This is a genomic window from Streptomyces sp. NPDC046215 (assembly GCF_040646215.1).
Taxonomy (GTDB): Bacteria; Actinomycetota; Actinomycetes; order Streptomycetales; family Streptomycetaceae; genus Streptomyces; species Streptomyces stramineus.
Genome location: NZ_JBEYZW010000135.1, coordinates 1 through 12,647, shown reverse-complemented (window position 1 = coordinate 12,647; position 12,647 = coordinate 1). Strand labels below are relative to the sequence as shown.

Annotated in this window: 12 protein-coding genes; 6 read left to right on the top strand and 6 right to left on the bottom strand. The window is 73.9% G+C overall.

The genetic code is table 11. The annotated features are described in order from the left end of the window. Positions 1–439 precede the first annotated feature (439 nt). From ABZ951_RS32485 to ABZ951_RS32475, 3 genes are all read left to right on the top strand, one after another. Positions 440–1,039 carry a hypothetical protein gene (locus ABZ951_RS32485; RefSeq protein ID WP_344097444.1) on the top strand — a complete coding sequence of 200 codons (600 nt, stop codon included), beginning with the start codon at positions 440–442 and terminating at the stop codon, positions 1,037–1,039. Between the two features lie 94 nt (positions 1,040–1,133). Beyond that, complete coding sequence (locus ABZ951_RS32480) at positions 1,134–1,940, top strand: maleylpyruvate isomerase family mycothiol-dependent enzyme (RefSeq protein ID WP_344097442.1); 807 nt, start codon at positions 1,134–1,136, stop codon at positions 1,938–1,940. Between the two features lie 26 nt (positions 1,941–1,966). Then, positions 1,967–3,397 carry a M1 family metallopeptidase gene (locus tag ABZ951_RS32475; protein WP_344097440.1) on the top strand — a complete coding sequence of 477 codons (1,431 nt, stop codon included), beginning with the start codon at positions 1,967–1,969 and terminating at the stop codon, positions 3,395–3,397. A gap of 73 nt (positions 3,398–3,470) precedes the next feature. Here the strand turns inward: ABZ951_RS32475 and ABZ951_RS32470 are convergent, their stop codons facing one another. The 6 genes from ABZ951_RS32470 to ABZ951_RS32445 all read right to left on the bottom strand — a co-directional run bounded on the left by ABZ951_RS32470 (position 3,471) and on the right by ABZ951_RS32445 (position 9,291). Further along, positions 3,471–4,481 carry an LLM class F420-dependent oxidoreductase gene (locus tag ABZ951_RS32470; protein WP_344097438.1) on the bottom strand — a complete coding sequence of 337 codons (1,011 nt, stop codon included), beginning with the start codon at positions 4,479–4,481 and terminating at the stop codon, positions 3,471–3,473. Between the two features lie 128 nt (positions 4,482–4,609). Then, on the bottom strand, positions 4,610–5,497 hold the full coding sequence (locus ABZ951_RS32465; protein WP_344097435.1) for a hypothetical protein: 888 nt from the start codon (positions 5,495–5,497) through the stop codon (positions 4,610–4,612). A 162-nt stretch (positions 5,498–5,659) separates the two neighbouring features. Then, positions 5,660–6,631, bottom strand: a complete 972-nt coding sequence (locus ABZ951_RS32460) for an N-acetylmuramoyl-L-alanine amidase (RefSeq protein ID WP_344097433.1) — start codon at positions 6,629–6,631, stop codon at positions 5,660–5,662. 22 nt (positions 6,632–6,653) lie between these two features. Then, positions 6,654–7,298, bottom strand: a complete 645-nt coding sequence (locus ABZ951_RS32455) for a class I SAM-dependent methyltransferase (protein ID WP_344097431.1) — start codon at positions 7,296–7,298, stop codon at positions 6,654–6,656. Between the two features lie 239 nt (positions 7,299–7,537). Beyond that, positions 7,538–8,143, bottom strand: coding sequence for a response regulator transcription factor (locus ABZ951_RS32450; RefSeq protein ID WP_361281561.1), 606 nt, complete (start codon positions 8,141–8,143; stop codon positions 7,538–7,540). Continuing rightward, the gene (locus tag ABZ951_RS32445; RefSeq protein WP_344097427.1) at positions 8,140–9,291 is read right to left on the bottom strand and encodes a histidine kinase; all 1,152 of its coding nucleotides are present in this window, start codon (positions 9,289–9,291) and stop codon (positions 8,140–8,142) included. The genes ABZ951_RS32450 and ABZ951_RS32445 overlap by 4 nt, the downstream gene beginning before the upstream one ends. Before the next feature lie 268 nt (positions 9,292–9,559). Here ABZ951_RS32445 and ABZ951_RS32440 point away from each other — a divergent pair, with 268 nt between their 5' ends. The 3 genes from ABZ951_RS32440 (at position 9,560) to ABZ951_RS32430 (ending at position 12,551) form a co-directional block, all read left to right on the top strand. Continuing rightward, positions 9,560–10,426 (top strand): MaoC/PaaZ C-terminal domain-containing protein, encoded by an 867-nt coding sequence (locus ABZ951_RS32440; protein ID WP_344097425.1) that lies wholly within the window; start codon positions 9,560–9,562, stop codon positions 10,424–10,426. A gap of 65 nt (positions 10,427–10,491) precedes the next feature. After that, the gene (locus ABZ951_RS32435) at positions 10,492–11,577 is read left to right on the top strand and encodes an alcohol dehydrogenase catalytic domain-containing protein (protein WP_344097423.1); all 1,086 of its coding nucleotides are present in this window, start codon (positions 10,492–10,494) and stop codon (positions 11,575–11,577) included. Positions 11,578–11,591: 14 nt separating this feature from the next. Further along, the gene (locus tag ABZ951_RS32430; RefSeq protein ID WP_344097421.1) at positions 11,592–12,551 is read left to right on the top strand and encodes a 3-oxoacyl-ACP reductase; all 960 of its coding nucleotides are present in this window, start codon (positions 11,592–11,594) and stop codon (positions 12,549–12,551) included. The last annotated feature ends 96 nt before the right edge of the window (positions 12,552–12,647 follow it).

Below are 12,647 nucleotides of genomic sequence, written 5' to 3'. Positions count from 1 at the left end.
AGCATCCCAGGCCGTTCGTCTGGACGAAGACCGCCGACGAGATCCTCGACAAAGTCGCCACCTACTGCAGACGAATCTCCGACTCAGGACACTAGGGCCTTGCCGGCCGTCGGTCGTGGGTGCACCACCGCTGCGCGGCGGTGTCCTCAATCTCCCCCAGCTACCGCTGGGAGGTGCCCCCCGGACGGGCTGCTTTCGGCTGAGCTCAGCCACAACCAGCCCGTCCGGCGCTTGAGGACGCGCCCGCAGGGCGCCCGCCGCCGCAGGCGGCCACGACGGCCCGCAGCCGAGGACCCATCGGACACGCTCCGGGCGGTAGCGGCAGCGGCAGCGTCAGCGCAGGGCGCTCGCCGCAGGCGGCAAGGCGGCAACGACGGCCCGCAGTCGAAGGTCCGGCGCGGCGGGGAGACGGGGGAGCCCCCCCGAACGGCCCGCCCCGATGGCGCGCGCCCCCCGCGCCCCTGACCCTGGCGGCACGGAACGTCCCACCCCACCGGAGGTACCCGTGTCGCGCCGTGCCCTCCTCGCCCTGCCGCTGGCCTGCGGACTCCTCCTGACCGGTACGGCTTGCGGCGGCGACAAGGAGAACACCTCCGGCGGCGGGCCCACCCCCACCGGGACCGCGGAGCGGCAGAAGTTCGCCAAGACCCGGTTCGTCGCCAACGCGGGGCTCGCGGCGGGCGCCGCCTACCAGTGGATCATCAAGCCCTACCGGAACGGTGCCTTCCAGAAGGGCGCCGAGGGGCGCACCGTCGCCCTGGTCAAGGCCGGCCTGGCCGGCACCTTCACCTACAACCGCCTCAAGGCAGCCGTGAACAACGCCAAGGGCGACCCGACCCTCGCCAAGGCCGTCGCGCCGCTCGGCGCGGGGATCGACTCGCTCAAGGCCCTGACCACCAAGTTCCGCAAGGGCGAGGCGACCGACGGCGACGCCGGTGCCTTCGACGGCGTCCTCAACAGCGTGAAGGACGCGGGCCGCAGCGCGGGAGCGCCGGTCACCGACAAGGTGCCCTCCTACTCGGACGTGCAGAAGGGCTGACGCGCCCCCGGGCCGGCCCGGCCGGGGAAGCGGAACGGCCCTGGCCGCAACGGTCATTGGCGGCATTGTCAGAGGGGTCTCCTACAGTGACCTCATGACCCAGCTCAGCTACGACCGATACTGTTCCGAGGTCGCCGCGCAGACCGAGCGGCTGCGCTCCGCGGTGCGCGGCGCCGACCTCTCCGCCACCGTGCCCACGTGCCCCGAGTGGACGCTGGCCCACCTCCTCGTGCACGTCGGCCAGGCCCACCGCAAGGCCGAGGGCCTCGTGCGGCTGCGGGTCACCGAGCGCGAGTTCCCGGCCGACGCCGGCGGCCTGCCGGTGCCCGGCGAGGGCGATCCGGCCCTCGACGCGGGCGCGGCCGCCTTCGACGCCTGGCTCGGCGAGGGCGCCCTGGCCCTGGAGCGCACGCTGCGCGAGGCCGGGCCCGACGCCGCGGTGTGGACGTTCGGCACCGAGCAGAAGGCCACGTTCTGGGCCCGCCGGATGACCAACGAGACGCTGATCCACCGCTTCGACGCCGAGCGGACCACCGGCGTCCCGCTCGCCGTGGTCCCCGACGTCGCCGCGGACTGCCTCGACGAATGGCTGGAGATCCTCGGCTCCCCCCTGGCCATGGAGTACAAGCCGGAGTTCAAGGAGTTGCTGGGCCCCGGCCGCACCCTCCACCTGCACGCCACGGACACCGCCCCGGAGCTGAACGCGGAGTGGTTCATCGACCTCACCGGCGACAAGATCGTCTGGCGCCGCGCCCACGAGAAGGCCGCCGTCGCCCTGCGCGGCCCGCTCACCGAGCTGCTGGCCGTCTTCTACCGCCGCCTCCCGGTCGGCACCGGCGGGGTCGAGGTCCTGGGCGACCACTCCCTCCTCGACTTCTGGCTGGCGCGGGCCAGCTTCTGACCGGCGGGAATGAGAGCATCTCGGGTATGACCGTCCCCTCCGCACCTCCCCCCGGGCGCAGGGCGCGCCGCCGGGCCCTGCTGTCGGCGATGGCCCTCGTGCTCGTCGCCTCCTGCTCCGGCGGGGGCGGCGCGGGCGGGCACGACGGCAAGGCCGGCGCGGCGGGCGCCGGCGACCCGCTCTTCCCCCGCCTGGGCAACGGCGGCTACGACGTCGGCCACTACGGCCTGACGCTCGACTACGAGCCCGAGGGCAACCACCTCGAAGGCACCGCGGTGATCACGGCCCGGGCCACCCAGGAGCTGGGCGCTTTCAACCTCGACCTCAAGGGCATGCGGGTGCGTAGCGTCCGCGTCGACGGGCAGCCGGCCCGCAGTTCCCGGGAGGGGTCCGAGCTGACGGTCACCCCGGCACAAACGGTCGGCAAGGGCCGGGAATTCGAGACCGTCGTGGTCTACGAAGGGGTGCCGAAGGAGATCACGGACGCGGACGGCGAATCCCTGGAAGGCTGGGTGGAGACGGACGGCGGCGCGGCCGGGCTCGGCCAGCCCACGGGCTCGATGGCCTGGTTCCCCGGCAACCACCACCCGTCCGACAAGGCCGCCTACGACTTCACGGTGACCGTCCCCAAGGGGTACACGGCCGTCGCCAACGGCGAGTTGAAGGCCAAGGAGAGCCGGGGCGGCCGGGAGACGTTCACCTGGCACAGCGGCGAGCCCATGGCGAGCTACCTGGCGAGCGTCGTCGTCAACGAGTTCGAGGTCACCACCACCCGGGCCGGCGATCTGCCGGTCTACATCGCCACCCACCCCCAGGAGGCCGCGGCCGGCCCCCGCATGGCGAAGCTGCTGCCCCCGGTCATCGAGTGGGCCCGTGGCCTCTTCGGCCCGTACCCCTTCTCCTCGGCGGGCGCGGTCATCGACCACAACGAGTACGTCGACTACGCCCTGGAGACCCAGACCAAGCCGTATTTCGAATCCGCCCCGGACGACAAGATCGTGGTGCACGAGATCGCCCACCAGTGGTTCGGGAACTCCGTCACCCCCCGCTCCTGGCGCGACATGTGGCTGAACGAAGGCTTCGCCCAGTACGCCGAGTGGATGTGGGAGGAGAAACAGGGCGGCCGATCCGCGCAGCGCGTCTTCGACGACTTCTACGACGGCAAGGACCCCGAGAGCCCCGGCATCTGGGCCTTCCCGCCCGCCGCCCCCACGGCCGCCACGGTCTCCGACCCGCCGGTCTACGGCCGCGGCGCGATGGTCCTGCACCAGGTCCGCAAGGCCGTCGGCGACCGCGATTTCTTCGCCGTCGTCCGGGCGTGGACGGCGGAGAACCGCCACGGCAACGCCGACACGGCCCGCTTCATCGCCTTGTGCGAGAAGATCTCCGGCAAGGACCTCGGCCCGCTCTTCGACACCTGGCTCTTCGCGAAGGGCAAGCCGGCGAAGCGGGCTTGACGCCCCGAAGAGGCGCGGGGAACCGCGCGGCCGGCCACCGCGTACCCGCGGCTGAAGACGGCCGGCGGAGCGCTCACGCGTTGAGCTCGGCCAGGACCCGCAGCGTGTCCGGGTCGGGCGCGGTGACCAGCAGGTCGGTGACCGGGCCCGCGCGCCACAGCTCCAGCCGCTCCGCGATCCGCGCCCGCGGGCCGACGAGCGAGATCTCGTCGGCGAAGGCGTCGGGCACCGCCGCGACCGCCTCCTCCCGCCGCCCCGACAGGAACAGCTCCCGCACCCGCCGCGCCGCGTCCTCGAACCCCATCCGCGCCATCAGATCGGCGTGGAAGTTGCGGCCCGCGGGGCCCATGCCGCCGATGTAGAAGCCGAGCATCGCCTTGACCGGCCGCAGCCCCTCGGCCACGTCGTCGCAGACCCGGGCCCGCGCGAGCGGCGCGACGAGGAACCCCTCGGGCGCCTCGGCCAGCGCGGCCGCGTGCAGCGCCGTGCGCGTCGGTGACCAGTACAGCGGCAGCCACCCGTCGGCGATGCGCGCCGTCTGGGCGACGTTCTTCGGTCCCTCGGCCCCGAGCAGCACCGGCAGCGAGGCGCGCAGGGGATGGGTGACGGACCTGAGCGGCTTGCCGAGCCCGGTGGCGTCCGGCCCCCGGTAGGGGTGCGGGTGGTAGCGGCCCTCCAGGGCCACCGGGGCCCCGCGGCGCAGCACCTGGCGGACGACGTCCACGTACTCGCGGGTCGCCGTCAGCGGGCTTCGGGGGAACGGGCGCCCGTACCAGCCCTCGACGACCTGCGGGCCGGAGAGCCCGAGGCCGAGCAGTACCCGGCCCCCGGAGAGGTGGTCGAGGGTGAGCGCGTGCATCGCGGTCGCCGTCGGGGTGCGGGCGGCCATCTGCGCCACCGCCGTGCCCAGCAGGACGCGCCGGGTGTGCGCGGCGATCCACGTCAGGGCGGTGAAGGCGTCGGAGCCCCAGGACTCGGCCGTCCACACCGAGTGGTAGCCCAGCCGCTCCGCCTGCCGGACGAGGTCGAGCTGGCGGGGGTCGGGGCCGCGGCCCCAGTAGCCGAGCGCGAGGCCGAGCCGCATGCCGCACCTCCCGTACCGAGCTGATGCGCCGTCAGGTGACGGGACTGTACGGCCGCCGGGGCCCGCCGGGCAAGACGACGGCCCGCCGGGAGAACCCGGCGGGCCGTCGAGGGAACGGGCGCGTGACCTCAGCCGCGCTGGATGCCCGTGGTGTCCTGCAGGACACCACGGCGGCCGTCCTGCGTCTGGGCGACGAGCGCCTGACCGCGCTGGTCCACGGCGAGGTACCAGGTGCCGGGCGCGAGCTCGGCGACCGGCGTCGGCGAACCGTCCTCGCCGTACAGCGGACGGGCGACCGGCACCGCGAACCAGAACGGCGCGAAGTCACCGGCCGGAGCGGCCGGCTGGGCCGCCGAGCCCTGCTGCTGCGGGGCCGGGGCCTGCGCCGCGGCACCGCCCAGGCTCGGGTCCGCCGGCTGCGGCTGACCCTGCTGCGGCTGCTGGGGCTGGGCACCGAACGGCTGCTGGGCGCCGTACGGGCCGGGGGCACCCTGCTGCATGCCGCCCGGGCCCGGGTAGCCGTAGCCCGGGTTCGGGCCGGCGCCGTAGGGCGAGGGGGCCTGCGGGCCCGGAGCGCCCATCAGCGGGGCCTTGAGGGCCGGGGTGCGCGGGGTGAGCAGCGCCACCGCGGCCAGCGCCAGCGCGGCGATCAGCCCCAGGATCTGGCCGACACCGGGCGACACCCCGTCCGTACCGCCCAGGATCGTCCACACCGAGGACCACGCGGCGAAGACGGCGAGCGCGGTTCCCCACTGGTCGAGACCGAGACCGGTGACCTTGCGGCCCTCGGGCTGGAAACGCGAGACGACGATGAGAACGGCGGCGATGATCCCGGCGAGGAAGATCGACGGAAGGACGGGGAAAAGCCCGGCCTTCCAGCCGTTCGGCTCCTTGGGGCAGCCGATCGACGACTGCGGGCAGTCGTACGAGTAGAAGTCGAGGAACGAGGCGATGAACAGCAACACCGCTGCTCCGATCACCACGCCGTCGCCTCGAGTGAGGGAGCGGATGTTCACCTAAAATCCTTTGTCAGTGTTGAGCAGTTTCTTCGCTGTCGCCGGTACGCGAGATGCGGGGGCGCGGGGGTGGCCCCCCATCGTACGGGTGAACCTATCGCCTGAGCGGGCGGGGCGTCTCCTTCGTAGCACCCTCGTGACACGCCTGTGGCCTGCTAGTACTTACCCCCGCAAGAAGTCCGTAATGCCGTTCGCGATCCCTTGCGCCGCTTTCTGGCGCCATGCCCCATCGGTGAGCAGCGCGGCATCTTGCGGATCGCGCATATTGCCGCACTCGATGAATACCTTGGGCACGGTGGAGAGATTGAGACCGCCGAGATCACCGCGTTCGTCGAGCGCGGTCTTGTCGCCGATGTAATTGGACGGCGCGCTGCCGGTGGCCTGGACGAACTTCCCCGCGATCCGCGCGCCCAGTTCCTTCGACGGACCGACGATCGGCCCGGTGTCCGCGCGCCCGCCGCGCACGGCCGCCGGCAGGATCACATGGAAGCCGCGGTTGCCGACGGCCGAACCGTCGGCGTGGATGGACACGGCGGCGTCCGCGCGGGCCTTGTTGCCGATCTCGGCCCGCTCGGTCACACAGGGGCCGTACGGGCGGTCGCCGTCGTGGGTGAACGTCACCTGGGCGCCCTGGGCCCGCAGGATCGTCCGGAGCCGGTGCGCCACGTCGAGGCTGAACGCGGCCTCGGCGTAGCCGGAGTCGGTGGAGGTGCCGGTGGTGTCGCACTCCTTGTGACCCGTGCCGATGTCGACGGAGCGGTTGATCTCCGCGGTGTGCTGACTGTTACGGATGTTGTGCCCGGGGTCGACGACGACGACCTTGCCCTTGAGGGGGCCGTCGGGGAGCGGGCCGTCGTCCGCCGGCGACGGCTTCTGCGACGGGCTGCCCGAGGGCTTCCCCGGCGCGGGGGAGGACGGGCTCGCGGGCGGCTTCGGGGCGGAGGGCGCCGGGGCCTTCGTCGCCGACGCGGCGCCCACCGGGTGCTTCGCGCCGTCGCCGGAGTCGCCGCCGGTGTCCCACATCAGCCAGCCCGCGAGACCGGCGGCCGCCACCCCCGCCAGCGAGACGGCGAGCGGGGCGCCGCGGAGAGCGCCCGGGCGCCGGGGGATTTCGGGAAAGCTGCCTTTGGACACCCGGCGATGCTAGCGCCGCAATTCAGATCCCGAGGCCCGTACGTTGCAGAACGTGCAGGGAGCGCATCACCGAGACTTCGGTGAACGCGCCGGACTCCAGCGCCCTGCGGTACACGCGGTACGGGGCCTGCCCGCCGTCCGCCGGGTCGGCGAACACGTCGTGGATCACCAGCAGGCCGTCCGGCGCGACGTGCGGAGCCCAGCCCTCGTAGTCGGCGGTGGCGTGCTCGTCGGTGTGCCCGCCGTCGATGAACACCAGCCCCAGCGGTGCCCGCCACAGGGCGGCGACCTGCGGCGACCGGCCGACCACCGCGACCACGTGGTCCTCCAGGCCCGCCTTGTAGAGCGTGCGCCGGAACGTCGGCAGGGTGTCCATGCGCGCGACGCCGGGGTCCGCGTCCACGACCGACGGGTCGTGGTACTCCCAGCCGGGCTGCTGCTCCTCGCTGCCGCGGTGGTGGTCCACGGTCACGGCCGTCGTCCCGGCCTCCCGCGCGACGTCGGCCAGCAGGAGGGTGGACCGGCCGCAGTACGTCCCCACTTCGAGCAGCGGCAGCCCGAGCGCGGCGGCCCGGGTGGCGGCGGCGTGCAGGGCGAGACCCTCGTCGAGCGGCATGAAGCCCTTGGCCGCCTCGAAGGCGGCGACGATCTCCGGTCGGGGGGCCATGCGGGTCTCCTTCTGTGGGCACGTGCGCTGGTGCAGGCTACGTCCTCGCCGGTGGCGCACCGCGCGCCGGGGGTTCGTGCGGGGGACGGCCGTGGGTATGTCGCGCCCTGCGGGCGGCCGTTCGTCCGGCGGTCACGTGTCGCCCTGCCCGGCAGGGGCCGCGCGGGCGGTCCGCCCGGCGGATACCGCAACGCCCTCGGCACCCGCCTCGGCACCCGCCCCGGCAGGGGCCCCGCCCGTCACAGCCAGCCGTTCTGCCGTGCCGCCCGTACCGCCTCCATCCGGTTGCGGGTCTGCGTCTTGCCGATGGCCGCCGACAGGTAGTTGCGCACCGTCGCGGGCGACAGGTGCACCTTCGCCGCGATGTCCGCCACCGTCGCCCCGTCCACTGCCGCGGCCAGCACGTCCCGTTCGCGCTGCGTCAGCGGGTTCGGGCCCGCGCTCAGGGCCGCCGCGGCCAGGGCCGGGTCGATGACCCGCTCGCCCGCGAGCACCTTGCGGACCGCCGCGGCGAGCTCCTCCACCGGCCCGTCCTTGACCAGGAACCCGGACGCGCCCGCCTCCATCGCCCGCCGCAGGTACCCGGGGCGCCCGAACGTCGTCAGGATCAGGACCCGGCAGCCGGGCAGCCGGTCCCGCAGGTCCGCCGCCGCGTCGAGGCCGCTGCGGCCCGGGAGTTCGATGTCCAGCAGGGCCACGTCGGGCCGGGTCCGCAGGGCCTCCGGCAGGATGTCGTCGCCGTCGCCCACCTGGGCGACGACCTCCATGTCCTCCTCCAGGCCCAGCAGCAGCGCCAGCGCGCCGCGCATCATCCCCTGGTCCTCGGCCAGCAACAGCCTCGTCATGCGCGAAGATCCTCCTCGGCTCCTGAGTCCACGGGCAGTTCGGCCACGAGCCGGAAGCCCCGGCGCCCGTCGGGGCCGGTGGTCAGCGACCCGCCCGCCGCGGCCAGCCGTTCGGCGAGCCCCGTCAGACCCGTGCCCCCCGTGCCCGTGCCGGCCGGTGCCGAGCCTACGCCGCGCCCGTCGTCGGTGATCTCCAGGCGCACTTGGTCGGTCTCGCCGCGCACGTCGATCCGGCAGCGCGCGGCCCCGCTGTGCCGGACGACGTTGGTGACGCCCTCGCGGACGACCCAGCCGAGCAGCGCCGCCGTCTGCGGCGGCAGCGGCGGACCGGTCTGGGTGACGACGGGCTCGATGGCGGAGGCTTCCAGCAGCGAACCGGCCCGCTCCAGCTCGGTGGTGAGGCTGCCCTCGCGGTAGCCGGTGACGGCCTCGCGGATCTCGGTGAGCGCCTGCCGGCCCACCGCCTCGATGTCGGCGGCCTGCCCGAGCGCGGCCTCCACGTCGCGCTTCGCGAGGCGGCGCACCGCCTCCGCCTTGACGACGATCACCGACATCGTGTGGCCGAGCAGATCGTGCAGATCGCGCGAGAAGCGCAGCCGCTCCCGCTCGACCGCGCTGCGGGCCAGCTCCTCACGGGTGTCCCGCAATTGCCCGACCGCGTCGAAGAGGGACAGCAGCGCCGCCGCCACCAGCCCCGACAGGGCCGTGCCGTAGCCGACCAGCATCAGGTCGTCCGCCGCGTCCCGGGTCAGCGCGATGACCGCCGCCGAGACGGACAGGAGGAAGATCGGCGGCCCCAGCCGGCGGCGCATCCCGCGCAGCAGGGTCCCCGCGGCGAGCGACAGCAGGGGGAAGAAGAGGACCCAGTCGCCCCCGTAACCGAGGGCGAGGGCGTAGGTGAGCACCGCGAGGGCCGCCAGCTGCGCCTTCGGCGCGAAGGCGTCCTTCCGGGCCGTGTCGAACCCGGCGAAGATCGTGAGGGCGTAGAGGACGGCGAACGCGAGGATCCCGGCCCCCGCCAGCCACGGCAGGGCCGTCCTGCCGTGGACGACGTCCAGGGCGGGGCCGGTCACCATGAACAGCCACGGCAGCATGGCGTACCGGTTGGGCGGTTGGAGGTGCTTCCTCTCCACGGCGGTGTCGCTCATGGGACAACGATAGAAAACCGCCTATGAGCAGGGGAGATGCGGATGTCCGCGGTCGGCCGTGACATTTGTCCCGGCGGGCGGCCGAAGGCCGCGGAGCGGCCGGAGCGCTGTCGGCGCCCTTCCGGGCCCCGCGGGGATCGGCTATATATGAGGCCGTTGGCTAGAACGCGTTCTAGTGGCGTTCGGCCGACCGGATACGACCCCGGCCCGATCGGCGGTGCGGACGGCCGGGCCGGGGTCTCCACCCCGTCGCGAAGGAGCCGGCCCGATGCCCATCGACGCAGTGAAGGCGGTCGCCGCCGAGCCCCGCCGCACCCCGATCACCTGGAACCACAAGGACGTCCTGCTCTACCACCTGGGCATCGGCGCGGGCCTCCCCGCGACCGACCCCGACGAGCTCCGCTACACCCTGGAGAGCAGGCTGCACGTCCTGCCCACCTTCGCCACCGTCGCGGGCGGCGGCGGCACGGCCCTGGCCGGCGGCCTGTCCGCACCCGGCATCGACATCGACCTCACCGCCGTCCTGCACGGCGGACAGACGGTCGAGGCGCACCGCCCCCTGCCCGTCAGCGGCTCCGCCACCCTGACCTCACGCGTCGCCGCCGTCCACGACAAGGGCAAGGCCGCCGTCATCGTGCTGCGCTCCGACGTCGCCGACGCCGACGGGCCGCTGTGGAGCGCCGGAAGCGAGATCTACGTCCGGGGCGAGGGCGGCTTCGGCGGCGAACGCGGCACCACCACCCGCCCCCCGGCCCCCGCCGGCGCCCCCGCCCACACCGTCGAACGCCCCGTCCGCGAGGACCAGGCCCTCCTCTACCGCCTCTCCGGCGACTGGAACCCCCTGCACGCCGACCCCGACTTCGCCGCACGCGCCGGCTTCGAGCGGCCGATCCTGCACGGCCTGTGCTCCTACGGCATGACCCTCAAAGCCGTCGTGGACATCGCGCTCGGCGGGGACGTCACCCGCGTTCGCTCGTACACCACCCGCTTCGCCGGCATCGTCCACCCCGGCGAGACCCTGCGCGTGCGGATGTGGCCCGGCAGCCCCGCGCCCGGCCGGATCCAGGTGTCCGTGACCGCGGTGGAACGCGGCGACGCGCCCGTCCTCACCGACACGCTCGTCACCCATTCCTGACGCCCCGACAGCTCGAACCCCGGCACCTCCACCCCGGCACCGACACCCCTGAAGGGAGCCGCGCCATGCGCGCAGTCGTTCAGCACAAGACGGGCGAGGACAGACTCGACGTCCTCGACGGCGTCGAGGCCGTGGGATTCGGACCCGGCAAGGTGAGGGTACGGATCCGCGCCGCCGGACTGTGCCACTCCGATCTCTCCGCGATGTCCGGGGTGCTGCCGCAGCCCGCGCCCTTCGTCCCCGGGCACGAGGGTGCCGGGGAGGTCACCGACGTCGGGGACGGCGTCACCGGCGTCCGCCCGGGCGACCGGGTGCTGATCCGCTGGCTGCCCTCCTGCGGCACCTGCCCCGCGTGCCGGCGCGGCCAGACCCACCTGTGCATGGCCGGCTTCCTGGCGAGCGGCACCGCGGGCTTCCGGCACCCGGGCGGCGAGCTCTTCGGCTTCGCCGGCACCGGCACCTTCGCCGAGGAGGTCGTCATCGGCGCGGGCAGCGCCGTGCCCGTCCCGGACGACATGCCGTACGACGTCGCCGCGCTCATCGGCTGCGGTGTCACCACCGGCCTCGGCGCCGCCCTCAACACCGCGAAGGTCGAACCCGGCTCGTCCGTCGCGGTGATCGGCTGCGGCGGCGTCGGGATCGGCGCCGTCCAGGGCACCCGGGTCGCGGGCGCCGCGCAGATCGTCGCCGTCGACCCCGTCGCGGCCCGGCGCGAGGCCGCCCTGCGCTTCGGGGCGACCGAGGCCGTCGCGCCCGACGCCCTCGACGACGCCGTGGCCCGGGTCACCGGCGGCGAGGGCTTCGACTACGCCTTCGAGGTCGTGGGCACCTCCGCCACCGCCCGCGCCGCGTACCGGGCGACCCGGCGCGGCGGCGCCCTGTGCGTCGTCGGGGCGGGCGCCGCGGACGACTACTTCCAGCTCAGCATGTTCGAGCTGTTCCTCGACGAGAAACGGATCCTGCCGTCCATGTACGGCGGCGGCGACGTGCTGCGCTCCTACGAACGCACCATCGCCCTGTGGCGGGCCGGACGCGTCGACCTGGCCGGGATGATCACCCACCGGGTCCCGCTCGCCTCCGTCAACGACGCCCTCGACCAGATGCGCACCGGGGAAGCCTTGCGCACCTGCATAGAGATGGAAGAGATATAGGGGAGGAGCCCCCGATGTCGGCACAGCAGCCCCTGGCGGGCAGAACCGCGGTCGTCACCGGCGCCGGGCGCGGCCTCGGCGCGGCCGAGGCCCTCGAACTGGCCGGGCTCGGCGCCCACGTCATCGTCAACGACTACGGACAGCCGGGCCGGGACGGCTCCGGCGAGGCGTCCGCCGCACCCGCCGAGGAGGTCGCCGCGCGGATCCGGGCGGCCGGCGGCCGGGCCACGGCCCACCTCGGTGACGTGGCCGACTTCGAGCAGGCCCGCGGCCTCGTCCAACTGGCCGTCGACACCGGCGGCGCCCTCGACGTCCTCGTCAACAACGCGGGCATCCTGCGCGACCGGATGGTCTTCTCGATGAGCGAGGACGAGTGGGACTCCGTGATCCGCGTGCACCTCAAGGGGCACTTCAACCTCATCCGCTTTGCCGCCGCGCACTGGCGGGACCGGGCCAAGGCCACCGGACGGCCCGTCTACGGGCGGATCGTCAACACCTCCTCGGAGGCGTTCCTGCTCGGCTCGGCCGGCCAGCCCAACTACGCCGCCGCCAAGGCGGGCATCGTCGCCCTCACCACCTCGACGGCCGAGGCGCTGCGCAAGTACGGGGTCACGGTCAACGCGATCTGCCCCCGGGCCCGGACCCGGATGACCGAGGAGCTCTTCGCCGGCCTCGGCTCGCCGGAACCGGGAGCCCCCGACAAGCTCGCCCCGGAGCACGTCTCGCCCCTGGTCGGGTACCTCGCCTCACCGGCCGCGGCGGGTGTCAGCGGACAGGTTTTCGTGGTGCACGGGGGGATGGTCGCCGTCGTCGAACGACCCAGGATCGCGGCGAGGTTCGACACCGCCAAGGACGTCTTCACCGCCGACGAGCTCGATGAGCTGCTCACCCCGTATTTCGCCGCCCGGCCGCCGAACGAGACCTTCGCGGCACCGGAGGTGGGGGAGCTGGGGAGGGGGACGGGGCTGGTCTGAAGGGTGGGGGGCCGCTGCGCGTCGGCGGCCTCAACCGCCGGACGGGCTGCTGTGCCCTGTCCTCAAGCGCCGGACGGGCTATTCAGCCCGTCCGGC

Excerpts from the sequence above, each read along its gene's own strand:
- ABZ951_RS32475 (WP_344097440.1), top strand. The coding sequence starts at position 1,967 with ATGACCGTCCCCTCCGCACCTCCCCCCGGGCGCAGGGCGCGCCGCCGG.
- ABZ951_RS32450 (WP_361281561.1), bottom strand. The coding sequence starts at position 8,143 with ATGACGAGGCTGTTGCTGGCCGAGGACCAGGGGATGATGCGCGGCGCG.
- ABZ951_RS32445 (WP_344097427.1), bottom strand. The coding sequence starts at position 9,291 with ATGAGCGACACCGCCGTGGAGAGGAAGCACCTCCAACCGCCCAACCGG.
- ABZ951_RS32440 (WP_344097425.1), top strand. The coding sequence starts at position 9,560 with ATGCCCATCGACGCAGTGAAGGCGGTCGCCGCCGAGCCCCGCCGCACC.
- ABZ951_RS32480 (WP_344097442.1), top strand. The coding sequence starts at position 1,134 with ATGACCCAGCTCAGCTACGACCGATACTGTTCCGAGGTCGCCGCGCAG.
- ABZ951_RS32470 (WP_344097438.1), bottom strand. The coding sequence starts at position 4,481 with ATGCGGCTCGGCCTCGCGCTCGGCTACTGGGGCCGCGGCCCCGACCCC.
- ABZ951_RS32485 (WP_344097444.1), top strand. The coding sequence starts at position 440 with ATGGCGCGCGCCCCCCGCGCCCCTGACCCTGGCGGCACGGAACGTCCC.
- ABZ951_RS32455 (WP_344097431.1), bottom strand. The coding sequence starts at position 7,298 with ATGGCCCCCCGACCGGAGATCGTCGCCGCCTTCGAGGCGGCCAAGGGC.
- ABZ951_RS32435 (WP_344097423.1), top strand. The coding sequence starts at position 10,492 with ATGCGCGCAGTCGTTCAGCACAAGACGGGCGAGGACAGACTCGACGTC.
- ABZ951_RS32430 (WP_344097421.1), top strand. The coding sequence starts at position 11,592 with ATGTCGGCACAGCAGCCCCTGGCGGGCAGAACCGCGGTCGTCACCGGC.